This is a genomic window from Chryseobacterium sp. ZHDP1 (assembly GCF_018603435.1).
In the GTDB taxonomy this organism is placed as follows: Bacteria; Bacteroidota; Bacteroidia; order Flavobacteriales; family Weeksellaceae; genus Chryseobacterium; species Chryseobacterium indicum.
Genome location: NZ_CP075682.1, coordinates 900,149 through 926,074, shown reverse-complemented (window position 1 = coordinate 926,074; position 25,926 = coordinate 900,149). Strand labels below are relative to the sequence as shown.

Below are 25,926 nucleotides of genomic sequence, written 5' to 3'. Positions count from 1 at the left end.
AAATACACCGCGGGATGGAGCAGTAGGTAGCTCGTCGGGCTCATAACCCGAAGGTCATCGGTTCGAGTCCGGTTCCCGCTACTATTTTAAAAGAGTATTGCAGATTTTTGTGATACTCTTTTTTATTTATGCGAGCCGGCAAATGCTTTTGTGGCTTAATTTGTGCAGGTATTGTGATACACTTAAATCATTATATTATGTATAAAAAAATTCTCGCAGGTTTGGGCGGAGCAATCGCATTAAACCTTCTGCACGAAATCATCAGGAAAAATTTTGATAATGTCCCCGAAATTAATAAAGTGGGAGAAGAAGCTTTAAATAAAACTTTGGCGAAAGCTGATGCAGAAATTACAGATCATGATAAGCTGTATGCTGCAACCTTAGCCGGAGATATTATCGGCAACGGAATGTATTATGCAACTACTGCCACAACAGGTTTTAATATCGCTTCAGGATTGGCAATGGGAATCGGAGCCATTACACTGCCGCAAAAGATGGGTCTGGATGAAAATCCTGTTGCTGAAACTACCCAAAAGAAAGTAATGACGGTGGCTTATTATCTTTTCGGAGCTATTGTTACTAAATTTATTTACGATAAAATTAAATAATTTTTTCCACGAAAATTTGCCACAGAAAACTGTGGCATTTTTTTACATTTTTTTCAGGGAAGAAGCTTTGTGAACGGCTGATCTTCCTGTTTTTTCGCTCATGACTTCATATTGTGGCTCATCCTCTGTCGCTCTTCTCTGCTTATCCATGAATACAAAGTCTTTTTTATGAATTTTTGTAATCTTTCCGTGAGTTTCTCCGTTGCTGGAATTCCATCTCACCATGTCTCCTTTTTTTAATGTGCTCATTTTGTTTTGATTTGGTTGTGAAGTACCATTCACTTATTATGCCATATTTTAAAGTTTATACGAGGAAGATTTGGCTGCGCTTATTTAAATCAGATAAGTCACATAAGTTTTGTGAGTTATTTAAAAATAAAGATCACTTAAGAGAAAATCAAAGATTTTCATAAACTAATGTGTTCTTCTACGCTATATTCAGATCAATAAATTCTCATGTGACTTATGTGTTAAATTAAAATATCTCAAATTTTAAAATGAATAAAAGTCAGAGTTTTCAAAACTAATATGTTCTTCTATTCTGAATGCCAATCAAATAAAAACTCATGTGACTTATGTATTTAAATTAAAATTTAGCTCCAAACCTAAAACTTTGAACTACAGATTTATAATTAGAATAAAACTGGAACTCATAAAAAGTTTTCCTATCGCATAATAGAAAATCAAAGATTTTCAGAAAACTAATGTGTTCTTCTATGCTGTATGCCGATCAAATAAAACTAATGTGACTTATGTGTTAAATTAAAATATTTCAAATTTTCAAAATAATAAAAGTCAGAGCTTTCAAAACTAACATGTTCTTGTATGTTGAATGCCAATCAAATAAAAACTCATGTGACTTATGTATTTAAATTAAAATTTACCTCCGAAACTAAAACTTTGGTAGATTTATAAATAAAAAATCCCGCTTCAAAAAGCAGGATCTCGTATCATTTAATTAAAAAAAATAAATTATTGCGCTAGCTGATTGAAAGGCTTAAGAGCATTATCATCAGCCATTGTCTGCCCGATAAAATCTTTCTTCTGATTTCCTTGCATTCTGTTAGCTGCATTATTTCCGTTAAAGAAAGACTCGCTCAGTTTTGTGGTGATTTCAGAAGGGTTAAATTCAAATTTTGTATCACCGTCCACTCCAAGATATCCGTTCTTTCTTGTAAGATTAGTGATGTAGTTGTTATAGTTGATCAGAGTGCCTCTGAACATATTATTGTGATATTCCATGCACTTTTTCGCTTTTTTGGAAGAATTGTTCAGAATGCAGTTGTTCATATTTCCTCTGTACAGTTTCCATTCAAGCTCTACCTTTCCGTATTCTTTTGCCAGAGCGGTTTTGCCGTTAGAAAGAATGTTCGGATTGTTTTCTTTTTCACTGACCTCTTTTAAATGTTTAATAACTAAAGGAACTGTATTTTCGATTTTGTTTTTAGCTTCGCCTACTGCGCTGAAATCTGCTGCCGGAGAACCTTTCTTTTGAGCGGTAGTAATGTTAAAAATAAGTAATAATAGTACAATTAATAAATTATATCTTTTCATGAGAAATTTTTAAAGCACTAAAATAAATATAATTTCTCAGTTTAAACAAATACATTTTAAATTTATTTAATAAAAATTAACAATTTTATAACGTAAGTGGTTCATTATTGTTAAAATGATGTTTTTAAACTTTTTATGAAAGTCATTTTTTACAATGATTCCCCCAAATTCTTATATATTTTTAATATCTTTAAGGGAACAACACGCGATACTAAAATCACATTTTAAGGCTATGAATCATAAGATTATTGCTTTTACTTTATTATGTACCACAAAATTATTCTGCCAGCAGCTTACTTTGCAGCAATGCATAGAAAAAGGAAAACAGAATAATGTCGCTGTAAAACTGGCAGAACAGTCTTTGGAAACAAGGCAGAAAATAGCACAGTCGAGCAAAAACAATATTCTTCCCAAAGTCGATTTTCTTGGCGGATATAACTACATTGGAGAACCCATCAGAGTAAATCTTCAGCAGGTAAAAGACGGAATTGTGGAAGGTTCGGCCAGTCAGAGTGCTTATTCTGCCAATGCGGCTTATCAGCAGATCACAGGAAATCCGCTTCCACAACAGGTGCAGAATGTTATTTATCAGACTTCAAAAGACATCATCAGTGCGGTCTATCCCAATTACAATCCTGCCATTACCAAACAGAGTTATTTTCTTGCCGGAATACTTGTAAGACAGCCCATTTATCTCGGAGGAAAACTGAATGCTTCGAGAGAACTTTCGAAACAGCAGGTGGAAAGCGGGAAAGCCAATCTGGAATCTATTCAGAATCTAAATTCATATAATATTTCTCTGAACTATATTCAGATCATGTATCTTAATTCCATGATCAAAAAGCAGGAGAAAATGGCGGAAGCTCTTGAAAGCAATGAAAAGTATGCGCAGAATCTCCTTAAAGCAGAGATTATCCCGCCTTATCTTAAAAACTGGTCAGATATTGCCAAAATTCAGGGCGAAACTACTCTTAAAAATTTACGGCTTGAAAAGGAAAATACGTTACTGACTTTAAAAGATCTTATGGGAATTCCTCTTGATGAATCTTTGGAAATTAACGAAGAATTAAATGAAAATATAGAAGTGACCAGTTTTGGTTCCTCAGATAAAAATACAGATCTGAAATTATTGCAGAGTAAGAAAAAAGAGGCACAAACCACCAACGATATCACAAGATCTCTGTCTAAGCCTAATATTTTTGCCATCGGAAATTACCAGTTTTTCAGAAATGATCTTCCTTTAATCACGCCGCCGTGGTTAGTGGGCGTAGAAGTTCAGTGGACTCTTTTTGATCCTGAAAGGAGATCCAGAAATCAAGCCTCTGAATCTTTGGTGAAAGAGGCAGATCTGTTAATAGATCAGAAACAGAAATCGGTGGATCTCGCGGTCAGAATTTCTGAAAACAAGCTCATCAGCTTCAAAGAACAGAAAGAAACTTTGGATCTTGCGAGAAAACAGGCATATACCACTACAGAAATGGTGAAAAAAAGAATGGAAAACAGCCTTTCTTCCGTGAAAGATGTAAACGATGCACTGCAGCTTCAGTATGAGGCAGAGAAATTGTATTACACATCTTTGGTGGCTTATCAGACGGTGGTGGCAACCTATTTTTATATTACAGGAAACGTCGAAAATATTACCAATTACATTCCCTAAACAAGATGAAAAATTTTATAAAAAATTACTGGGCAGTATGTATTCCAATTGTTGTATTGGTCATCGCGCTGATTTATCTTCTTCAGAACAAATCTTCCGAAAGCAGCAGCAAAGATGCGGTTATAGGAATGGTAGACGCTGAATTTGTGGACGTTTCGGCTTCACTTCCGGGTAGAGTTTTGGAGCTTTTGGTAAAGGAAGGCGATGATGTAAAGGAAGGACAGATTATTGCACAGATGAAAACCTCCGAGATTGAAAGCATACAGTCTCAGGTTTCAGAAGCGGTGAAAATTGCACAGAACCAATTGGATAAAGTGAATCGCGGAGTAGAACCGGAAGTATTGAAATCAGCCGAGAATTTACAGCAGATTGCGAAACAGCAGATGGATCTGATGTCTAAAACGTACAGCCGTTTTCAGAATCTGTATGCGGAAGGAGTAGTTTCCGGACAGGAACGCGATGTAATTTATTTCAAATACAAAGCAGCCCAGAAAGAACTGGAAACCGCCAATCTGAATGTTCAGCTTTTGAAAAGAGGAAACAATGAAGAGCTTAAAAACTCAGCACAATCGGTTTTAAATCAGGCAAAAAGTGCAGATGAACTTACGCAGGAGATCAAAGACAATGCTTCTATAAAAGCACCCGCTTCCGGAATTATTTCTACGGTAATTGCCAAAAAAGGAGAAATGGTAAATGCGGGTTATCCGATGATGACGATTCAGAAAGATCAGTCTTTTTTTGTGAAATTTAATCTTCGCCAGAATCAGATGACGAAAATAAATAAAGGAAGTCTGGTGACCATGAAAATTCCCGGCTGTACGCCTGAAAAAGTTCAGGGAAGAGTGGCAGAACTGGCTCCGGCTTTAGGCTACGCAGACTGGGTTCCGGAAAAGCAGAACGGAGAATTTGAACTCAGAACGTTTCAGATCAAAGTAAGACCGGAAAACGCAGGTTCCATCAAAGGACTTCGTTCAGGAATGACAGCACAGCTTATTTTTCAATAATTTAATTCATAAAAAACAACTTTTTGAAAACAATCAGCCAGATTATCATTCGGGAGTGGAAACGGATTTTTTCGATTCCGAATTTCTATGTGGTTTTACTGGTCATTCCGCCCATAATATTTCTTTTTTACGGATTAATTTACCAGAAGCAGTTTGCAAAAGAACTTCCGATGGCAGTTTGGGATGAAGATCAGTCTTCTGTTTCCAGACAGCTTACGGATATGATGGATCACAGCGATCTGATTCATATTACAGAAAAGGTTTCCAGCAATGCAGAAATAGAAAAATTAATGAAGGAAGGCAAGATTTTCGGAGCTGTACATTTTCCTAAAAATCTGGAGTCGGATGTTAAAAAAAATCATCAGTCAAACATTACTTTGTATACCAACGGAGCGTATCTGGTTCCTGCAAAAATGATTTATAAAGGAGCGGCAGAAGTCATTATAAAAGGCGGTCTTGCCGTAGTTCTCCAGAAAGCGGAAAAACAGGGAATGCCTGCTGAACAGGCAACAGCTTTGGTTCAGCCGATAAAACTGAATACCACAACGCTCTACAATCCGGACTTTAATTATCAGATGTATTTAACGCCCGGACTGATTACAGTCGGGCTTCAAATGGCTTTGGTCGTAGCTTCTGTTTTAATTTTAAATCTTGAATTTAAACGGAATACGATTGATGAACTGTTAAAAATTTCCGCTTCTTCCTCACAGATTATAGTCGGAAAAACACTTGCTCATCTTTGCATTTCATGGATTCTCTTTGTATTGGTTGCTTACATTGTATTTCCTGTTTTTGAACTGGGAAAACCGCAGACCGATTTTAATTTTTTCCTGATCTATACTTTAATGTCTTTAGCCTGCATCGGCATCGGAATGATGCTTTCCGCAATGTCCAATAATCTGCTTTTTGTAACCGATGTGGCTCTGTTTTTTACATCTCCGGCTTTTGTTTTCAGCGGTTTTACATTTCCGCGATGGGCAATGCCGTGGTACGATCAGTTTTACGCAGACATTATGCCTTATACCCACTTTCTGGATGGTTTTATTAAGCTTTATTTCATGGAGCTTCCCTTATCATATACAACGCCTGAGATTTTTAAACTGCTGATTTTTACCGGAGTAACATTTCCTTTAAGTATTGTGTTTTTTCAGAAAAAAATTAATAACTATCTTAAAGAAAAGAGCATATGAAGGAGATTATTGAGATATTTAAAAGAGAGCTTCGGAATGTTTCGAAAGATTCGAGTCTGTTTCTGATTTTGCTTCTCGCTCCGATTCTGTACGCATTCATGTACGGAAGTATTTATTTAAACAAGGGTGAAGAAAAGGTAAAACTGGCGTTAATTGATGATGATGGAACCGCCATTTCCAGAACATTGACGCAGCAATTCAATTCCACTTCCATGATTGAAATCGTTCCGGCTTCAAATATTGCGGAAGGACAGGAAAAAATGTATCAGGGTGAAGTTCAGGGGTATTTTTATATTCAGTCTGGATTCGAGAGAAATATTTTATCGCAGAAACAGGCAAATGTGAATATGGTTCTCAATGCTTCCCGTTTTTTACCTTCCAGCGATTTACTCAGCACTGCAACCAAAGTATGCTTAACGGTTGGAGCAGGAGTGAGGAAAACGTACTTTAACAAAAAGGGAATGGGAGAAGATGAATCCATGAAAATGACTAATCCCATCAATATGGATTACCGTCCGCTTTACAACGCAAGTATGACGTATGGAGGATTTCTGTTGCCCGGTCTATTGGCAATTATTCTTCAGCAGACACTTCTGATTGGTGTTGCGGCGGCTTTTACTTCAGAAAGAGAAGAAAATAAACTGCTGAATCTTTATGAAATTTCAAAACAGAGCATTTCTAAAATGATTTTTGGGAAAAGCATCCTTTATTTTTTTGCTTTTATGATTTTCGGATTGTTTTTCGCTGTAGTGAATTTCTCTGTTTTCGGGGTTGAAATTCGCGGAAACGCCATTGATCTTGCGGTAATTTTTGCGTTATTCATTTCTACAATTATCGTTTTCGGAATGCTGATCGGAAGTTTTTTTAAGACGAAACTGTTTGCATTTCAGGTTCTTGTATTTTCCTCGTATCCGATATTTCTGATTACGGGATATTCAATGCCGTATCAGGCGCTGCCGAAATTTGTTCAGTTTTTGTCTGATGCTTTGCCCACGTCGCCGTTTTTAAAGACTTTTATTTCCATTGTACAATCCGGAGGTTCTCTCTCAGATAATCTTCCATCGGTCATTCATCTTATTATTTTATGGATCATTTTTGAAGGTCTTCTGATTCTGAGGATAAAATATTTGGTCAGTTCATCAATAACAGAAAATAAAAATCAGAAGTAATCTTTTTGGAGATCAACGGATCTTTAAAACCAAGCAAATAATCCTACCAAAATTTTTTTAACAAATTTTAATAAAATTTATTTATTTGATAATCAGTTATTTATGTGTTTTAATATTTTATCACTAAAAAAATAGTTGTTTGGATGGATTTTATTTCTACATTTGTATAACTAATTTCTTAGTGATATAAAATTTTCGTGAATATTTTTATGTCACGTTTAATGATAAAAATGAAAAGGATATGAAAATTCAGACTTTAACAAAAGCAGAAGAACAGGTGATGCAGTATTTATGGAAACTGGAAAAAGGATTTCTGAAAGACGTTCTTGATCTTTTCCCTGAACCGAAGCCTCACACCAATACCGTTTCTACCATTTTAAAAGTGCTGAAAGAAAAAGAATTTGTAGACTATAATGTATACGGAAGACAGCATGAATATTTTCCGTTGGTTTCCAAGGAGCAGTATTCCGGAAAAACCATTAAAAGTCTGGTAAAAAATTATTTCAAAGGATCTTACAAAAGTGCCGTTTCTTTTCTGGTCGAAAAAAATGAAATGACGGTGGAAGATCTTGAGATGCTGTTAAACGAACTTAAAAAGAAAAACTAACCATGGAAACTGTACTTCTCTATTTCGGAAAAGTTATTTTATGTTCCGGTGTAACGTTTCTGTATTATCAGTTGTCTTTAAAAGACAAGACGTTTCATCACTACAACAGATTTTATCTTTTGTCTGCGATGCTCATATCGTTATTGCTTCCTTTAATAAAGGTTGAAGACTTTACCATTGAAGTAAGCAGTGACTTGTATAAGTTGATAGATCAGGTACAGAATTTTAATACCATTAAAAACTCAAACAATGATTACATTTATTTTAGAATTATTTTTTCGGCTTTGGGACTTGTTTCTTTCTATTTTTTAGGAAGATTCGTCTACGGGATTTTCAGAATCCAAAAGCTTAAAAGTCAGTTTCAGAAAGAAAGTTTCGATGGGATTAATTTTTACCATACAAACTTATCCGAAGCTCCTTTTTCTTACTTTAAAAATCTTTTCTGGAAGAATTCCATCACGCTGAATTCTGATCTCGGAAAACAGATTTTAAAGCACGAAATGGTGCATATTGAACAGAAACACTCCTTCGATAAAATTTTTATTGAGATTATTACCTCTGTTTTCTGGTTCAATCCTTTTTTTCATCTCATCAAAAAAGAAATTAGTTTAATTCACGAATATCTGGCTGATAAAAAAGCCGTAAAACAATCGGACACGAAAGCATTTGCGCAGATGCTTTTAGCAAGCCACTTTTCCGGAAACCAGTTGCCTGCAACCAGTCCGTTTCTTAGTTCAAATCTCAAAAAACGATTAAAAATGTTACAAAAACCTAAAACCAAATTCGGGTATGCGCGTAGAATTTTTGCATTGCCGGTAGTATTTTCTGTTGCGTTTGCTTATTTGGTAAATGCCAAAAACCAAGAAATTAAAGCAACGAATATAGAAATTGAGAAAGCCGTTTCTCAGATTAAAAAAGGAGATAAAATTGTTATTAAAAAAGATACCATTACTCCAGATTCAAAAGATCATGTTGTCGTAAGTCCAAAAGTGTATAAAAAATCTGAAGACGACAAAAAAATAGCAGATTTAAGCAAAAAGATTCAGGAAAAAAGCCAGAATCTGAAAAGTTTAAAACCTGAAAGTGACGAGTACAACAAAAATCTCGAAGAAATCGGAAAACTATCCGGAGAAATCGGAAAAATTGCAAGCTCAAAAGATTTTCTGAAATCGGCAATGGTGATCCGAATGGACGGAAAAGATGTTAATATCAACGATTATTTTAAATCCAAAGAATGGAAAGATCAAATGAAAGATCTGGAAGAACTTAATATTGAAATTCCTGATATTCCAGAAATGAATTTTGATTTTCCGGATGCTCCTCCAAGTCCGCCCAATGCACCGAAAGCGCCAAACGCACCAAAAGTAAAAGTATATTCTTTCCGTGATTCCAGAGATATGAAATGGTCGCCGGAATCTGAAAACAGCTTCAATTTTTCCGAACCAAAAGTAAAAGAATCTGCGGCAATGGCTAAAAAAAGAGCGAAACTTGAGAAAGAAAGAGCCAAACTGGAAGAAAAAAGAGCCAAATTAGAGGGCGAAAGAGCTAAACTGGAAGCAGAACGAAGAGCATTGGACGGAAACAGAAAAGTGTACATTTATGGCAATACTTTCAGAGGTTTCCCGGATGAAAAAGTGTTCAGAATCCATGCAGACAATATTAAAATCGATAATAAAAATCAATCTGTTGTTGCTTCGGGCATCAAAAATCTAAACGGAGCGGGAGATATGAAGATCTATATTAACGGAAAAGAATCTACCAATGAAGAAATGCAGGCTCTGGATTCTAAAACCATTAAAAGAATGGATGTAAACAAAAGAAACATAGACGGAAAAATGCAGGGCGAAATCCGAATTCAGACTAAATAATCAAGTTTTTTAAACTCTGCTGATTATTTCAAAGCTAAATAATAGCAGAGTCTTTTTAAAAATGCAGCTTATGAAATATAAATTACTCCTCTTTTTATTGGCGGGAATTCTTGCCAATGCACAGATCAACCGTTTTTTCTATGATTACAAATTCATTCCCGATTCCAATAATAAGGAAGACGTGAAAAGCGAAATGATGTACCTTGATATTGATAAAAACGGTTCGAATTATTACAGCAGAACAAAATTTGTCGCCGATTCCACTTCCAGAGCAGAATTGGAGAAGCAGATCAAATCATTTTCCGGAAATATCAGTGTTAACAGAAGAGAAAATCCGGGACAGGTTTCATTCAAAGTAACCAAAAGTTATCCCGATTTTAAAACATATCTTTTTAGAAGTGTTTCTTCGGATCAGTATAAAATCAGAGAAGATCAGAAACCAGAATGGAAAATTTTATCCGACAAGCAGAAAATCGGGGAATACAATACGCAGAAAGCAACCACAAGCTTTGGCGGAAGAGAATGGATTGCGTGGTTTTCTACGGATATTCCTTTTCAGGACGGACCTTATAAATTCTACGGTTTACCGGGACTGATTGTTAAAATTGAAGATACTACAGGTTCCCACATCATGACTTTGGTCGGAAATAAAAAGGTTACCCAAGCTGCTGCTTCAGAAAAAGAACCGGAACTTCCGCAAAACATCAGGGTTTTCGGAATGGGCGGAAAAGAGCTTGAAGTAACGGAAGATCAGTTCAGAAAAGCGTGGAAAGATTATGTAAATGATCCTGCTAAAAACATGAGGGAAATGATGATGAGAAATACCGATAACTCTAAGATGACTTTTAAAGTAAAAACTTCAGACGGAAAAGAAATTTCAGATCCTAATCAGGTTTTCAGGGAAATGGAAAAGAGAACAAAAGAATCTCTGGCAAAAAATAACAATCCTATTGAGCCGGATCTTGTAAAATAATAGGTTAAATATTTCTTAAACAGGGCGAAAGTAATTTTTGCCCTGTTTTGTTTTTGTTATCTTTAGAACTGCAAATCATAAAATATGACGGAAAAGGAAAAATGTGCGAAAGGACTTTTGTATAATGCCAATTACGACCAGGAACTTATTGAAGAAAGAATTAAAGTAAAAGATCTTTGTCAGGAATACAACCTTCTGAAAAATTCTGATGCTGAAGGAAGAGCGGCACTGCTGAGAAAGATTTTAGGCAAAACAAAACAGAATATCTGCATAGAACCCAGTTTCTGGTGCGATTACGGATATAATATTGAAGTGGGAGAGAATTTCTATTCGAATCATAATCTGGTAATTCTGGATTGTGCGAAAGTAACTTTCGGAGATCATGTTTTTATCGGTCCCAACTGTAGTTTTTACACCGCAAATCATCCCATAGATTTTAAACAAAGAAACGAAGGTCTTGAATCTGCTCATCCCATTACAGTAGGAGATAACGTATGGTTCGGAGGAAATGTAGTGGTTCTTCCCGGAATTTCTATCGGAAACAACTCGGTGATCGGAGCGGGAAGTGTCGTAAACAAAGACATTCCGGACAATGTGGTTGCAGTGGGAAATCCTTGTAAAGTGGTGAAAAATATTATGAATTAAAAATTTAAACTAAATAAAAAATATTAATGAAGAAGATCATTATTGCGTTTGCGTTGCTATTGGGAATGTTGTTTAATGCCCAAAACAAACGTTTTGTTTATGAGTACAGATTTGTTTCAGATTCTACAAAAAAAGATGTATCAATCACAGAATCGATATATCTTGATGTTTCTAAGAAAGGTTCGAAATTTTACAGCAGAGATAAATATATTTCAGATTCGTTGATCGAAGCTCAATCGAAACATCAGAACGGAGATTTTTCTAAAATTAAGTTCGGAATGGTTCCTTATGTTGTTCAAAAATCTTATCCTGACTATAAAATTTTGTTTTTCAATCGTTTGGATATGGATGAGTACAAAGTTTCCGATGACAGGAAAATAGACTGGAAAATTTTACCTGAAAAACAAAAAGTAGGTGAATTTAATGCACAAAAAGCAACCACGGATTTCGCCGGAAGAAAATGGACGGCTTGGTTTGTTGCCGAAATTCCGATTCAGGACGGGCCGTATAAATTTCATGGATTACCGGGATTAATTGTAAAGCTGGAAGATCAAACGAACTCTCATTCTTATGTTTTAAAGGAAATTATAGATTTAAAAGATCGGGAATGGAAAAGTCAAGAAGAAAATCATAGATTCGGAGCATTGGTTCCTTTAAATCAGGAGAAATATAAAAAACAGTTTCTAGATTACCGGATTAATCCGACAAAAGGAATACGGCAGATGCTTTCCAGCGGAACAAAAATCATGATGACCGACGAAAAAGGAAATAAGCTGGATGTGGAAGACATGATTCGTCAGCGTGAGAGAAAGGTAAAAGAAGATAATGCAAAAGACAATAATCTTCTGGAACTGGATTTACTGAAATAATAATTACGGCGCGGAAACGAAGTTTCCGCGCCGTAATTTATTCTAAAATATAAAAAGATATATTGTTAAGATAATTTCTGAGAATCCGCAACAAACTGAGCCAATCCGCTGTCTGTTAAAGGATGTTTCAGTAAACTCAAGATCGGAGGAAGCGGTGAAGTAATCACATCTGCCCCGATTTTAGCACAGTCGATAATGTGCATCGAATGACGGATAGAAGCTGCTAAAATTTCAGTTTCATACATATAATTATCAAAAATCAATCTGATTTCCTGGATTAAATTTAATCCGTCAGTTGAAATATCATCCAGTCTTCCCAGGAAAGGAGAAACATAAGTTGCACCCGCTTTTGCAGCCAAAAGAGCCTGTCCCGGAGAGAAAATCAGCGTACAGTTCGTTTTGATCCCTTTATCTGAAAAATATTTTAATGCTTTAATTCCGTCTTTGATCATTGGGATTTTCACCACGATATTCGGATGGATTGCTGCCAATTCGTCCCCTTCTTTAATCATTTCTTCATACGTTGTAGAAAGAACTTCCGCAGAAATATCTCCGTCTACAATTTCGCAGATGGCTTTGTAATGATTTTTAATCGCTTCAGCTCCCTGAATTCCTTCTTTTGCCATTAAAGACGGGTTGGTTGTTACCCCATCAAGAATTCCAAGATCTTTGGCTTCTTTTATTTGCTCTAAATTAGCAGTGTCAATAAAAAATTTCATTTGTTTTACAGATTTATTTTTTACAAAGATAATCATTCCTTTTTGAGTGGAAAATTAATTAAAGATGAGATTCCGCATTCAGGAAGAGTTTCTGTTAAAACAAAAGTTAAATAATAGAGAAATACAATTCCCCTCTTTCGGAGGGGTGTCAAAAATTCAAAGAATTTTTGACGGGGTGGTTAAAGATTTACAGTTTTAAAATAATCACTAATTTAGTTAACAATAAAGTAGTAATGAAAAACCATTTCACCACAAAACTCGAAATTATCGGAATTAATCCTTTTGTTTTTCTTCCTGAAGAAATTCTTGCCGCCGTATTTGAAAATTCAGACAAAAATAAAAGTCCGATTCCCATAAAAGGTACGGTCAACGGCAAAGAATTTAAGCAGAATTTAATGAAATACAAAGGAGAGTGGCGTCTTTATATTAATATGATTATGCTGAAAGATTCACCTAAAAGAATTGGTGAAACAGTTGATATTTTTATTGAATATGATAATTCCGAGAGAAAAATTTCTATGCATCCTGACTTGGAGAAAGCCATCAACGAAAATTCTGTTGCTTTAAGAAACTTTGAAAATTTAACTCCTTCAAGAAAATCAGAGCTGATAAAATATATCAATCATCTAAAAACTGAAAAGAGTATTCAGAGAAATATTCAGAAAATCATTCAGCATCTGAAAGGAGAATCAGACTTTTTCGGCAGGAAAATTTAACCAAAAATAAAAAAGATCCGAAGAAATTTTCTTCGGATCTTTCACAACTATGAATTTAAAGCTTTGCTTAACTTTACAGCATCCTGATTGGTAGGATCGTACTGTAAGGATTTAGCAATATGCTCCTTTGCTTTATCGGGATTGCTCTGCTGTTCGGAGAATGCTACATAAAAATAGGCATATGCCAGATTTTTCTTATTCTGTTCCACCTCTTCAGGCTTTACCGTTGCAATATACTTTTCATAAGCCAGTTTTGCATTGGCATCATCTTTTGCAGACTGATAGGCATAAGCCTGACTATAATAAGATGGTGCCCAATCCGGTACTAAAGCCGAAATCTTTTTCCATGTATCAATTGCATTTGTCCAGTCTGAAGCTTCCTGATACGCTCCTGCTAATTTTGCCAAAGCTTCGGTATCTTTCGGGTTGGCTTCGATCTGTTTTTTTAGACCGTCAATCGTCGGATTTCCTGTCGACTGAGCGGTTGTTGTGGTTGTTTTTGCAGCAGTTGTACTGTCTGTCTGTGTCGTCTGTGCATTTACAAAACTTGCGGTTCCTATAAACATCAAACCTAAAAACAGGTTTTGGATATTACTTTTAATCATTTTCATAATCTTACATTTTTCAAGTTGATAACTAAAGTTCAATTATAATTCCATAAACGTCTAAATTTTAGAACCTTTAAACTTTTTTGGAAAATATTAACGGGATTCTATGTTTTTTTATCATTATTTTTGATTCGCTGTAGATTCGGTTATCTTTGTAACACAACGATCATAAGACAAATCATTCGTTATGAATATCATTTTGGCATCAACTTCCACACTCTTTGGTGGAGCATATCTGGAATATCTGAGAGAAGAATTAATCAAATTATATGAAGGAATCGAAGAAATCATTTTCGTGCCTTTCGCAAGACCGGGCGGAATTTCTCATGACGATTATACAGCAAAAGCACGTTCTTTTTTTGAAACCATAAATATTAAAGTGAAAGGTCTTCACGAATTTGAGGATAAAACACAAGCCATAAACAGCGCGAAAGCATTTTTTACAGGAGGCGGAAATACTTTTTTACTAGTAAAAACTTTACATGAAGAAGGCTTGATGAATGTTTTGAAAGAAAATGTTGAAGGCGGAAAACCTTATCTGGGATGCAGCGCAGGAAGCAATATCGGCGGACAGAATATGAAAACAACGAACGATATGCCGATTGTATATCCTCCAAGTTTTGATTGTATAGGGCTGGTTCCGTTCAATATCAATCCGCATTATCTCGATCCGAATCCTGAACTTAAACATAATGGCGAAACGAGAGAAACCAGAATTAAAGAATTTTTAACGCAGAATGACCTAAAAGTTGTCGGACTTCGTGAAGGAAACTGGATCAGAAGAATGGGCGATAAAATTACCGTTGAGGGAACCGAACTCACGAGAATCTTCGAAAAAGGGAAGGAACCTTATGAAATCGAATCCGGAACTGAACTGTAAATTTTATTTTAATTATATTTGAATTGAAGAATTTGATTTTGAATTCATATGTAAATGAAATCAGATGTTTCGCAGGTTTAGCATGATATTTATAATACTAACGGTTTTATATCAACAGTTTATTTGTAGCAGTGTCATGCTGAGCTTGTCGAAGCATATCAATTAAGCGATCAAAAGAATAAAAATCAAAGATTTTAAAAAACTATGTTGAGCTTTTTCATTTATAATGATCAGCTTTAAATAAAAGTTTAGTTCATCTTTTGTGGCTTTTGCGGTTAAATAAAAGTTTAGACAGACTTAAAAATATGCTGAAAAAATAAAGCAGATTCTTTATTTCTAAAAAGACAATAAAAAGTTTATAAAAAAACGCAATGAAAAAGACATTGGCTGTTCTTACATTATCCACGCAGATTATTTTTGCCCAAAATATTACTCAGAAACTGGATGAAGCAACCAAAAACCTGATGAATTCTTCAGGGGCAATTTCGTCTAACTTATCATTTTATGTTTCCGATGAAAACGGAAATTTTATTTATGAATATCAGGGAAATAAAGGACTTTCCACAGCTTCTACGCAGAAAATATTTACTGCCGGAGCAGCTTTGGAGATTTTAGGAAAGAACTACACGTATAAGACTACTTCATCATATTCCGGAAATATTTCTGGTGGAAACCTGAACGGAAATCTTTTCATCAGCTCAACTGGAGATCCCACATTGGGAAGTTGGAGGTATGAAGCGTATAAACCCGAAATTTTTAAGCAGAAATTAATTGATGCCATAAAAAAGTCCGGGATTAAAAAAATTTCGGGAGATCTTGTGATCGACGATTCTTACTTTGATCATCAGACGATTCCGGGAGGATGGCCATGGAATGATCTTGGAAATTACTATGGAGCCGGAGTTTGGGGGATCAACTGGCGCGAAAACCAGTTCGATATCAACATCAACGGAAATGAATTCAAAAGCTTCTCTTATCCGCTTGAAGGAGTTAACTGGCTGAATGATCTTAAAGTGGGCGGAAGTTCAGATCAGAGTCTGATTTTTACGGCGCCGCATTCTGACGTTGCGCTGATTAACGGAACTTTACCCGCCAAAACGGTTATGGTTTCCGGTTCGGTTCCCAATCCGCCTTTGCAGCTTGGAGCAGAAGTGAAGCAATGGCTAAAAGATTCGGGAATTGATTTTTCGGGGAAAGTGGTTACCAATTCCCAACTGGAAATTGAAGGGAAAAAGGCATTGCAGGCTCCAAAAAATAATATTATTCTTACCTACGAATCGCCGACTTTGGATAAAATTATTTACTGGTTTCTGAGAAAAAGCATTAATTTTTATGGAGAAACTTTAATAAAAACGTTAGGAAAAGAGAAAAAAGGCGATCCAAGTTTTAAAAGCGGAGTGGCTTATTTAAAAGAATTCTGGAAATCAAAGGGAATCAACCCGAATATGATTAATTTTGCAGACGGAAGCGGACTTTCTCCGCAAAATTATGTTGCCGCAAAAGCAGAAGTTCAGGCTTTGCTGTACGCCAGAAAACAGCCTTGGTTTGAATCTTATTATGATGGTTTTCCAACGCACGATAACGGTATGAAAATGAAAAGCGGAACGATGAGCGATACCAAATCTTACGCAGGATACCACACCTCAAAAGACGGAAAAAAATATGTTTTCTCCATTATCATCAACAATTATGAAGGAAACGGAAGCACAGAACTGCAGAAAATCCTGAATGTTTTAAAATAAATTTGCCTTGAAGAAATCCATATTTGCGAGACTTAACAACTGGATTATTTTTACGCTGATGACGATTGTTGTCTTAACAATTGTTATTGCTTCTACGATCCTTTTTAATTTCCTCCGAAAAGAAGAAGTAAAAAGGGTAGATATTTTAGTCACTGCACTGAAATTTCAGCAGGAAGTGAAGGTTCCGAGTCTGGAAATTCAGGCTTTGCTGCTGCAGATTTACAGTTCCAATACCACGATTCCGGTAATTATTCTCGATAAGAACGGACAGATTATTGAGCATAAAAATATTCCGCAGGATATTGAAAATAATTCTGCTGAAATTGTTGCTTTGGCTAATAAAATGGCTAAAAATTATCCGCCAATAGAAATAAAAGTTCCCAATGCCAACAATCAGTTTGTATACTATGATAATTCCGAATTGCTTAATAATCTTCGGTATTCTCCTTATATTTTAGGCTTTTTCATTCTGTGTTATTTTCTTTTTTCATTCTGGTTTTTAAGGACGATTAAAAAAACGGATGAAGGCTATCTTTGGGCAGGTCTGGCTAAAGAAACTGCACACCAGATCGGAACTCCATTATCTTCCATGATCGGCTGGATGGAAATTATGAAGCTGGATACTCCGGATTCCGAAGGCGTTCATGAAATTGAAAAAGATATTGAAAGATTAAGAACGATTTCCGAGAGGTTTTCGAAGATTGGTTCTGTTCCGGAACTGAATGATAGGGATTTCAACGCGACCATTCAGGAGAATTATGATTATCTGAAAACAAGAATTTCAAGAAAGATCAATTTTGGACTTCATCTTCCCAATTATACAATTTTGGTTCCCCATAATAAAATCCTGATGAGCTGGGTGATTGAAAATCTGGTTAAAAATGCAGTGGATGCGATGAAAGGAGAGGGTTCTATTTCTATGTCTGTTTTGGAAAGAAATAAAAATATTGTTGTGGAAGTTCAGGATACGGGAAGCGGAATGACGAAACAACAGGCAAGAAATGCGTTTAAGCCGGGTTATTCCACCAAAAAACGAGGTTGGGGATTGGGATTGTCTCTTGCAAAAAGAGTGATTCAGGAATATCACAACGGAGATATTAAAATTTCCCAGACGGAAATAGGAAAGGGAACGACTTTTAGGATTACGATTAAGAAAGGGTAAATTGTTTTAGGAATGTGCTGTGTAAAGTTTGTCATTCCGGAGGAATCTAAGCTGTGAAATTTATATTTTGATTTTTGTTAACTGACAATTTTTTATTGAATATTTATAAGGAGCGACCTGAATTTTAGCCCTGATTGAAGCTTTGTCTGAGCTCATTTTGTGTATTTTGGTTTGCGGCGGCGAAGCCGCCGCAAACCAAAATACACAAAATAGCGAGTGCGGAAAGCAGGAAAAAGCTCCTAAAAATTATCCATTATTTACAGCATTTACAAAGACTTCGACAAACTCATTCTGACAGGATTTCAAAATAACAATTGGGATTAGCAATGTCAAAAAGCATCTGTTTACTCAAAGAACTTATGGGTTCACATTGACAATAAAAAAAGCGGAGAAAATTCCCCGCTTGATTACTAAGTCCTAATTTTAATCTTAGCTGCATTTATTTTTTTCCGGTTAACCACTGATCCTGTAATTTTTGTTCAGTGGCTGTTGGATTAGATTTGAACTGAAGCGTTTCGATCGTCATTTTATCCAGAATTGCTTTCCCTTTAAGATCGATTTTTTCTGTTTTGTCACCATTTTTTCTTAAAACGGTTACCGTTACATTTTGTCCTTCCTTTACAGATTTCGCATACTCCACAAACGACTGGATATTCTGAACATTGATGGTTTTTCCGTCGAGAGCAACGATTTTATCAGTGATTTTAAATCCGATGCTTTTTGAGAAAGGAGACAGGGCAGAACTTTCGTCGAATACAAAAGCATTATCTTTATCATCAAAACCGGTCTGTTGAGGATCTTTAATGAACCAGAAAATTGGCGGAGTTTCCTGTTTTTTTGCTTCTACACCTACAAGACTCAGATATTGTGCATAAGGAGTCGGCTGATCTCCCGCAATGTATTTGTTGTAGAAGTCTTTTACCTGAGGATACCCTGTAACTGTTACCAGTTCGTCAATCAGTTTATCGTCTTTAAACGGTTTGTTTTCGCCAAATCGCTGCGACAGTTTTCTGATCATGTCACGATAGCCCATTTCTCCGTTGGACAGCTTTCTCAATTCGATATCAAGACACATCGCAAGAAGCGCTCCTTTTTCGTAAACGTTTCTGTATTGGTCTTTATACTCGTCCTTCAGAACATTTTTACTCATTACCGTAAAAGGCATGGTATCATTATAGTTTTTGGAGTTGGCAATTTTTTCGCTCATTCTCTGAAGGAATTCATCTTTTGTGATCAGACCTTCCTGAATCTGGAATAAATTCGCAAAATATTCCGTTCCGCCTTCATACATCCATAAATGCTGAGACATTTTCGGATCTGCATAATCGAAATAATGAATTTCTTCCGAATGCGTTTTCAAAGGATTTACCGTGTGGAAAAACTCATGAGAAACAACATCTGTAATGGTTTTGTCAATCGCATCTTTCGGCATCATTTCAGGCAGGACAACACTTGTTGATTCGTGGTGTTCCAAAGCTCCGAAACCTTTGATATGCGGTTCTTCCATCCCCGAAAGATAAAGCATGATCGCATATTTTTTGTTGGTGTTCATATCACCTAAGAATTTCTTTTGTGCAATCACCGTTTTTTCAAGATTTTCTTTGAAATCAGCAGCTTTGTATTTTCCTGTCGGAGAATAAACGCCTAAAACAAGATCCATTCCTCCTGCATTAAACGTCACATAATCCGGTTTTGTGTACATTAACGGAGAATCGGTCACTTTTGCGTAATTGGCTAAAGTATAGGTATCTGTAGATTCAGATTTATCCTGATCTACCAAAGCGGTTGTTCCGTAGAAATCTGTCGGTTTCTGGATAACCAACTGATAAGGAACATCCTGCATATTATCGATGTAACCTATAAAACCGTGGGTATTGATTAAATAAACTTTTCCGGTTTCAATATCTGTTCCCGAAGGTGAAAATACCGCTTTGTGTTTGGAATCGTCCATTTCTTCATCAAAACTGTCATTCACCAGATAGGTTACTTTGCTTAAATTCTGAGCGTTTTTCAGAGCGTAAGTGTTGTCATTTACTTTTGTGAAAGCAATTTCTTTTCCTTTGTTATCTAAAAATTTAATTCCTTCTACAAATCTTCCGTAATCGTCTACAGAATAAGTTCCCGGAACGGTTTTAGGAAAATGAAACTTCACGTCACCGGATTTCATTTTTGGGAATTCCATCGTTACGGCAACCTTATCGTCTTTTACATTTACCAGATCTATCGTAGTTTTTATAGACTGTGCATTTACAAAAAACGCAGCCAGTAATCCTAAACTTAGTGCTATTTTTTTCATTGAGTTCAAATTATATTCAAGTAGTTGATGAAAAACTGATTTTGTTACTTTAAAAGTTTTAAATTTTTGTTAAAATTTAAAGAGCTTCATTAATTTAATACTGAATTGCGGTTAAATCAAACAAAAAAGCAAAACCGAAAAACGATTTTGCTTCTATGATTAAGTTTTACTGTACCTTTTTATAATCGATATAATAATTTTCATTAAACTGTACCGGAGTTCCTTTTTTAAGTTTTACAGTCTGCCATTGCTCGGTTGGATTAATGGTAATTGCGTCAACAATAATAGGCAGTTTTAAATTCTTCACAACGTTGGTGTAGCGGAATTTCAGTTCTTCGCCTTTCTGAGAATATTCCAGTGTCGGAATTTTTGTGGTTCTCAGATACTGATTGAAAACACTTGAAAAATCGATTCCGGATTTCTTTGAAATGTAATTTTCAATCTGTTGTGTTGTTACCGTCTGATGATAAAAATCTTTATTGATTCCTCTTAAAATTTCTCTGAATTTTGCATCGTTATTGATGACCTGACGAATCGTGTGAAGCATACTTGCACCTTTCGGGTACATATCGCCGCTTCCTTCATTTCTTACGCCGTATTTCCCGATAATCGGGACATCATTTCTAATACCGTTTCGGATTCCCACCGCATAAAGTTCTGCAGATTTTTTATCCATATATCTTTCTGTAAAAAGTACTTCGGAATAGTTTGTGAAACTTTCGTGAATCCACATATCTGCCTGATCTTTTGCCGTAATATTATTCGCAAACCACTCATGTCCGCTTTCGTGAATAATGATGAAGTCCCAGTTCAGACCAACTCCGGTACCAGAAAGGTCTCTTCCAAGATAACCGTTCTGGTAACCGTTTCCGTAAGCAACATTGCTTTGATGTTCCATTCCCAAATAAGGCGAATCTACAAGCTTGTAAGAATCTTCATAGAAAGGATAGGGTCCAAACCAGTATTCAAACGCAGAAAGCATCGGTTTTACCTGCTGAAACTGTTTTTTTGCTTTGTCTAAATTATAATCAATTACCCAGTAATCCAGATCCAGTTTCCCTTTTTCTCCGGTAAAAGTGTCTTTGAAATTCACATATTTTCCAATATTCGGAATGATAGAGTAGGCGTTAATCGGGTTTTTTACTTCCCATGTGTAAGACATTTTATCGCCTTCTGCTTTTTTACTGATTAATCTTCCGTTTCCAACTCCCACTAAATCTTTTGGAGTAATAATTTTCATCACAACGCCATTGTCAGGTTCATCGTCCCAGATATCTTTGGTAGGAAGCCAGATAGAAGCTCCGATTCCTTCGTCGGCAACGCTCATCCACGGATTTCCGTTTTCATCTTTGGTGAAAACCCAGCCTCCGTCCCAAGGCGCACGTTTTGCGATGGTGGGATTTCCGGAATAGGTTACATCAATGATATATTTTTCTCCTTTTTTGAAGCTTTTATTGGTTTTGATCCAGATAAAATCGCCATCCTGTTTATATTCTGCCACTGGAAAACTGGCTTCCACTTTGTCCGCTTTCATTGGCTGCTGCAGATCAATCTGAAACGTAGGATTTGTAACGTCTTTAATGATCTCAAAACTGATCTTGTTGTTTCCTTTAATGCTTTTCTGGGCAAAATCCGGCTCTACGGAAAGGTCATATTTTTTGACGTCCCAAAAATTTCGGAATTGTGTATTGGAACCTTTTAAGGTATCCTGTTTTGTGAAAACCTTATCTTTCTCGAAAAACTGTCCGAAAGAAAAACTTGCCGCAAACAAAAGCGTATATGAAAGTTTTTTCATCTGAATTAAATTATAATGGCTAAAATATAAATTAATAAACGTAAAATAAAGTGGATATTAATGATTATGATCCTCATAATTAGACGAAGCAAATAAAACTTTGTTACATTCTTTGAATTTATTATTTGGTAATCAGTTGTTTATGTAATGAAATTCCCCTCCTTTGGAGGGGTGGCAAAAATTCTTTAGAATTTTTGACGGGGTGGTTAAAAAAAACACAATCCGCAAAAGACTTATTATCAATATTTTCAGAAACAATTCTTTTCCACACAAAAATCCTAGCCGCGATTGCAGCAATTGTCTGAGCTCATTTTCAAGGTTCAGTTTTTGCGGCGGCGAAGCCGCCGCAAAAACTGAACCTTGAAAATAGCGAGTGCGGAAAGCGCGATAAAGCTCCTGAATGACTAGTCCTGAAAAAGGTTAACTAGTTTTATATCACAAATATACTTAAATCAGAGTAGGAATTTTCCTATTCTGATTTTGTTTTTTATAGGTTTTTAATTTCACATTATTTTTCATGTGTACTTGGTTTGGAATATTATAATGTAAAGAAAAATGCGGTCTTAAATTGTTATAGCAATAAATTGCTTGTTCAAGCTGTTGGGAAAGATTTTTAAAATTTTCAAAAGTATCAATCAATCCAAATTCATGTTTCAGAATACCATTCACTCTCTCTGCTATAGCATTTTCATAAGGATCCGAATTTTCGGTCATACTGATAAGCATATCACTTTTCTTGAGTGTTTCAGTATATTCTTTACTGCAATACTGCAACCCTCTGTCTGAATGATGAATGAGTGAATGCTTGTACAGTCGATTCTGTATGGCTTGCTTTAATGCTTTCAACGTAGAGTTGGTCTGTAAATTATCACTCAATTCGTATCCTACAATTTTCTTAGAATAGGCATCGGTAATCAGATGAAGATAATAATTCTTCTCTTTGGTCTTGAGATAAGTAATATCTGCAACCCAAACTTTCTCCGAACATTTCAATTCTTTTCCTTTGATAATATTGGGATATTTTTTCATCCAATGTCTGGAATTGGTTGTTTTAAAATAGCTGTGCCTTCTGGGAATTAAAAGATAATTTGATCTCAAAATGCTAAACAACTGATCCCTTCCTACATGAATTTCTTCCTTTTCAAAATCATTCTTAAGTAAAACATAAAGTTTTCTAGTACCTATTTTAGGCATCTTTTTACGAATTGATACAATAAATTCTATAACTCTTGTTTCATGATCTGTAGAAACAGGCTGTTTTTGTCTCTTGTAATAAGCTTGCTTACTGTAGCCAAACAATCGGCAGATATTCTCTGTTGAAAGAGTCGTATTTACCTTTATTTCCTGGATTGATTGGAACCAGACTTTTTTACAATCTCAACCTTAAGCTCACGCTCTGCAATTTCTATAAATTTCCTGAACACTTTGAGTTCTTCTTCCTTTTTGGCCAATGCTGCTTCAAGCTCTTTAATCTTCTGTTTCTGTGGATCTTTCATGGGTCTGCCTTTACTTAATTGTTTTTCATAAGTAAAGTTACCATATTTCATTAACCATCTGGGAATGCAGGAATTACCCCTGATATTATAGCGGGTTTGTAATTGTGATTTTGTATATAATCCCCGCTCATATTCGGAGACAACTTGTCTTTTAAATGCTTCACTGTATTCTTGAACAGGGGCGGATACTTTTTTTAATCTCATTAGGATGACTGGTTTTTTGGTATTTAGTAGTCAACCTTTTTCAGGACAAGACAGAAAAAGAAAAATCCCGCAGAAAATCTACGGGACTATATTTTGAATGGATAAAAATTATTTCTGAACTGCAGGTAAATTTCCTGCCGCTTTCTGAACTTTCTTATACGTATACGAACACATGATGATACTGAATTCGTACAGTAAAAGCAGTGGAAATGCTGCCATCAACATACTTAAAACGTCTGCCGGAGTGATAATTGCTGCAACCACCATGATTAAAACAATCGCATGACGACGGTATGTTTTCATAAAGGTTGGTGTAAGAATTCCGATAGTGGTAAGGAAATAAATAAGAACCGGAAAAAGGAAAATTACGCCCATTCCTAAAACTACCTGTAAAAACAGAGTCGTATAATCGCTTAAATCATAAAGCGGAATAATAATATCGGAGATTTTGAAAATAACCCCAAAATTAACGGCAAAAGGAAGGATTAAATAATATCCGCATAAAACGCCTGTCATAAATAAAATCCAAACTGAATTGATGATAAAGATTGAATTTTTTCTTTCATTCGGATGTAAAGCGGGACTGATGAATCTCCAAAGTTCCCACACAATATAAGGAAAAGCCAAAACAATTCCTCCAAAAATGGAAACTGCCATCATCACATTAAACTGCTGGTAAAGCTTGCTTGCACGAACCGGAAAATCTTTCGGAAGGTGAATGCTGTCTTCGCCTAAAATCATTTTAGAAAAATGATTCACAATCTCAAATGTAGCAAAATCGTTTCGGGTAGGACCAAAGAAAACATGATCCATAATCCAGTTGATATTGAAACCGATAATAACTGCAGCAACTATAATAGCAAGAATAGAACGGATGAGATGACCTCTTAGTTCACCAATATGTCCCCAAAAAGACATGTCTTTAGCATCACTCACAGGATAATATTTTTTAAGATTTCAAATTTAGGGAAAAAGTTTCAGTAAAAAGAGATGTTTCATTTTTTTAAATGCAGATGCATGTTTATTATGAGAAAAAATTAAATCTTTTCACGTATACATTCTGATTAATTAATTCCTTCATCCAGCAGTTTGTGCAGATCGATAATCCCGAAATATTTTCCGTTTTCCGTTACCACAAGCTGTCCGATATTATTGTCCTTTAATATTTTCATGGCTTCTTTAGCCAGAGCACTTCTCTCGATGGTTTTCGGATGCGCAGACATGATGTCTTTTGCCAGAACTTTAGCGATATCATCACCCTTTAAAAGCATTCTTCTCAAATCGCCGTCGGTAATGACCCCGATAATTTCATCATTATTCGTGACTACCGTGATTCCGTGTCGGGAACCGCTGATCGAAATAATAACATCTTTTACCGTATCATTTTCTGTAACCTGAGGTTTTTGGGATGAAAGAAAATCATCCACTTTCGAAATTAAATTTTTACCCAGACTTCCTCCCGGATGAAATTTGGCAAAATCATTCGCCTTAAAATCATTCATTTCCATTAAAGCAATCGCCAAAGCATCTCCCAAAGCCATTTGCAGAGTGGTTGAACTGGTAGGCGCAAGTTTATTCGGGCACGCTTCCTTTTCTACATGGGTATCTAAAATTATTTCTGAAAATTCCGCAAGTTTACTGGATTTATTTCCCGTCATTCCTATTAAGGCGGAAGAATAATCTTTTAAATAAGGAACCAGATTCACAATTTCCGGTGAATTTCCGGAATTTGAAATACATAAAACAACATCCTGCTTCTGAATAACGCCCAAATCTCCGTGGATGGCTTCCGAAGCGTGTAAAAACTGAGAAGGAGTTCCTGTAGAGTTCAGGGTAGCAACGATCTTATTTCCGACGTGTGCCGATTTCCCGATTCCCACCACGATAAGTTTTCCTTTTGCAGAATGTATGATTTCTACAGCTTTTGCAAAATTGTCATTAATTCTGGATTTAAGTTTTTCAAGTTCTGAAATTTCTATTTCTAAAGTGCTTTTCGCGATTGAAATGATGTCGGCTCTTTCCATTTTTCTTTTTACAGCGTATACAAAAAATCTCTTAAAAAACGTTATATTTTTAAAAGAATATTTAATATAAATTTTATTTTTTATAAATTCGTTCGCTTTTATTTTAAGCGAAAAATTCATATCTTTGGGTTAGATGCAAA

The 25,926-nt window shown here is 35.6% G+C and carries 23 protein-coding genes and 1 tRNA gene; 15 read left to right on the top strand and 9 right to left on the bottom strand.

Annotated features, from left to right (window positions below):
- The first annotated feature begins 8 nt into the window (after positions 1-8).
- A tRNA-Met gene (locus tag KKI44_RS04215) sits at positions 9-81 on the top strand.
- Positions 82-197: 116 nt separating this feature from the next.
- Positions 198-608 (top strand): hypothetical protein, encoded by a 411-nt coding sequence (locus tag KKI44_RS04210; RefSeq protein ID WP_214589978.1) that lies wholly within the window; start codon positions 198-200, stop codon positions 606-608.
- 42 nt (positions 609-650) lie between these two features.
- Here the strand turns inward: KKI44_RS04210 and KKI44_RS04205 are convergent, their stop codons facing one another.
- Together KKI44_RS04205 and KKI44_RS04200 are read right to left on the bottom strand one after the other, a co-directional pair.
- A complete protein-coding gene (locus KKI44_RS04205; protein ID WP_214589977.1) occupies positions 651-857 on the bottom strand; it encodes a DUF2945 domain-containing protein in 207 nt (68 codons plus the stop codon).
- A 723-nt stretch (positions 858-1,580) separates the two neighbouring features.
- A complete protein-coding gene (locus KKI44_RS04200) occupies positions 1,581-2,162 on the bottom strand; it encodes a hypothetical protein (protein ID WP_214589976.1) in 582 nt (193 codons plus the stop codon).
- Positions 2,163-2,394: 232 nt separating this feature from the next.
- Between KKI44_RS04200 and KKI44_RS04195 the strand changes: the two genes are divergently transcribed.
- From KKI44_RS04195 to KKI44_RS04155, 9 genes are all read left to right on the top strand, one after another.
- A complete protein-coding gene (locus tag KKI44_RS04195; protein ID WP_214589975.1) occupies positions 2,395-3,819 on the top strand; it encodes a TolC family protein in 1,425 nt (474 codons plus the stop codon).
- 5 nt (positions 3,820-3,824) lie between these two features.
- Entirely contained in the window at positions 3,825-4,823 is a 999-nt protein-coding gene (locus KKI44_RS04190) for an HlyD family secretion protein (RefSeq protein WP_185204742.1), read from the top strand.
- Positions 4,824-4,846: 23 nt separating this feature from the next.
- On the top strand, positions 4,847-6,013 hold the full coding sequence (locus KKI44_RS04185; protein ID WP_214589974.1) for an ABC transporter permease: 1,167 nt from the start codon (positions 4,847-4,849) through the stop codon (positions 6,011-6,013).
- Positions 6,010-7,182: an ABC transporter permease gene (locus KKI44_RS04180; protein ID WP_214589973.1), complete on the top strand. Its 1,173-nt coding sequence runs from the start codon at positions 6,010-6,012 to the stop codon at positions 7,180-7,182. The genes KKI44_RS04185 and KKI44_RS04180 overlap by 4 nt, the downstream gene beginning before the upstream one ends.
- Positions 7,183-7,423: 241 nt before the next feature.
- Positions 7,424-7,789 carry a BlaI/MecI/CopY family transcriptional regulator gene (locus tag KKI44_RS04175; RefSeq protein ID WP_076389915.1) on the top strand — a complete coding sequence of 122 codons (366 nt, stop codon included), beginning with the start codon at positions 7,424-7,426 and terminating at the stop codon, positions 7,787-7,789.
- 2 nt (positions 7,790-7,791) lie between these two features.
- Positions 7,792-9,657: a M56 family metallopeptidase gene (locus KKI44_RS04170; RefSeq protein ID WP_214589972.1), complete on the top strand. Its 1,866-nt coding sequence runs from the start codon at positions 7,792-7,794 to the stop codon at positions 9,655-9,657.
- A 70-nt stretch (positions 9,658-9,727) separates the two neighbouring features.
- Positions 9,728-10,630 carry a GLPGLI family protein gene (locus KKI44_RS04165; RefSeq protein WP_214589971.1) on the top strand — a complete coding sequence of 301 codons (903 nt, stop codon included), beginning with the start codon at positions 9,728-9,730 and terminating at the stop codon, positions 10,628-10,630.
- Positions 10,631-10,714: 84 nt separating this feature from the next.
- Entirely contained in the window at positions 10,715-11,275 is a 561-nt protein-coding gene (locus KKI44_RS04160; RefSeq protein ID WP_214589970.1) for a sugar O-acetyltransferase, read from the top strand.
- 26 nt (positions 11,276-11,301) lie between these two features.
- Positions 11,302-12,144 (top strand): GLPGLI family protein, encoded by an 843-nt coding sequence (locus KKI44_RS04155; RefSeq protein WP_214589969.1) that lies wholly within the window; start codon positions 11,302-11,304, stop codon positions 12,142-12,144.
- A 65-nt stretch (positions 12,145-12,209) separates the two neighbouring features.
- Here KKI44_RS04155 and fsa read toward each other — a convergent pair whose 3' ends face one another.
- Positions 12,210-12,863: a fructose-6-phosphate aldolase gene (gene fsa, locus KKI44_RS04150; protein WP_076389923.1), complete on the bottom strand. Its 654-nt coding sequence runs from the start codon at positions 12,861-12,863 to the stop codon at positions 12,210-12,212.
- A 233-nt stretch (positions 12,864-13,096) separates the two neighbouring features.
- On the opposite strand from fsa, the gene KKI44_RS04145 reads away from it, so the two are divergent.
- On the top strand, positions 13,097-13,579 hold the full coding sequence (locus KKI44_RS04145; protein WP_214589968.1) for a YdeI/OmpD-associated family protein: 483 nt from the start codon (positions 13,097-13,099) through the stop codon (positions 13,577-13,579).
- A 47-nt stretch (positions 13,580-13,626) separates the two neighbouring features.
- Here the strand turns inward: KKI44_RS04145 and KKI44_RS04140 are convergent, their stop codons facing one another.
- A complete protein-coding gene (locus KKI44_RS04140; RefSeq protein WP_214589967.1) occupies positions 13,627-14,190 on the bottom strand; it encodes a tetratricopeptide repeat protein in 564 nt (187 codons plus the stop codon).
- A gap of 184 nt (positions 14,191-14,374) precedes the next feature.
- Here KKI44_RS04140 and pepE point away from each other — a divergent pair, with 184 nt between their 5' ends.
- The 3 genes from pepE (at position 14,375) to KKI44_RS04125 (ending at position 17,971) form a co-directional block, all read left to right on the top strand.
- Positions 14,375-15,067 carry a dipeptidase PepE gene (pepE, locus tag KKI44_RS04135; RefSeq protein WP_214589966.1) on the top strand — a complete coding sequence of 231 codons (693 nt, stop codon included), beginning with the start codon at positions 14,375-14,377 and terminating at the stop codon, positions 15,065-15,067.
- Between the two features lie 371 nt (positions 15,068-15,438).
- Positions 15,439-16,809 (top strand): D-alanyl-D-alanine carboxypeptidase/D-alanyl-D-alanine-endopeptidase, encoded by a 1,371-nt coding sequence (dacB, locus tag KKI44_RS04130; RefSeq protein WP_214589965.1) that lies wholly within the window; start codon positions 15,439-15,441, stop codon positions 16,807-16,809.
- Between the two features lie 7 nt (positions 16,810-16,816).
- Positions 16,817-17,971 carry a sensor histidine kinase gene (locus tag KKI44_RS04125; RefSeq protein ID WP_250902156.1) on the top strand — a complete coding sequence of 385 codons (1,155 nt, stop codon included), beginning with the start codon at positions 16,817-16,819 and terminating at the stop codon, positions 17,969-17,971.
- A gap of 439 nt (positions 17,972-18,410) precedes the next feature.
- Here the strand turns inward: KKI44_RS04125 and KKI44_RS04120 are convergent, their stop codons facing one another.
- The 5 genes from KKI44_RS04120 to KKI44_RS04100 form a co-directional block, all read right to left on the bottom strand.
- Positions 18,411-20,267, bottom strand: a complete 1,857-nt coding sequence (locus tag KKI44_RS04120; protein ID WP_214589964.1) for a PDZ domain-containing protein — start codon at positions 20,265-20,267, stop codon at positions 18,411-18,413.
- Positions 20,268-20,433: 166 nt separating this feature from the next.
- Positions 20,434-22,062, bottom strand: a complete 1,629-nt coding sequence (locus tag KKI44_RS04115) for a M1 family metallopeptidase (protein WP_214589963.1) — start codon at positions 22,060-22,062, stop codon at positions 20,434-20,436.
- A 447-nt stretch (positions 22,063-22,509) separates the two neighbouring features.
- A protein-coding gene (locus KKI44_RS04110; protein ID WP_214589637.1) for an IS3 family transposase occupies positions 22,510-23,762 on the bottom strand; the annotation gives its coding sequence in 2 pieces (ribosomal slippage) (positions 22,510-23,435 and positions 23,435-23,762; 1,254 coding nt in all).
- Between the two features lie 108 nt (positions 23,763-23,870).
- Complete coding sequence (tatC, locus tag KKI44_RS04105; protein ID WP_185117461.1) at positions 23,871-24,698, bottom strand: twin-arginine translocase subunit TatC; 828 nt, start codon at positions 24,696-24,698, stop codon at positions 23,871-23,873.
- A gap of 128 nt (positions 24,699-24,826) precedes the next feature.
- Positions 24,827-25,786 carry an SIS domain-containing protein gene (locus KKI44_RS04100; RefSeq protein WP_214589962.1) on the bottom strand — a complete coding sequence of 320 codons (960 nt, stop codon included), beginning with the start codon at positions 25,784-25,786 and terminating at the stop codon, positions 24,827-24,829.
- Between the last annotated feature and the right edge of the window lie 140 nt (positions 25,787-25,926).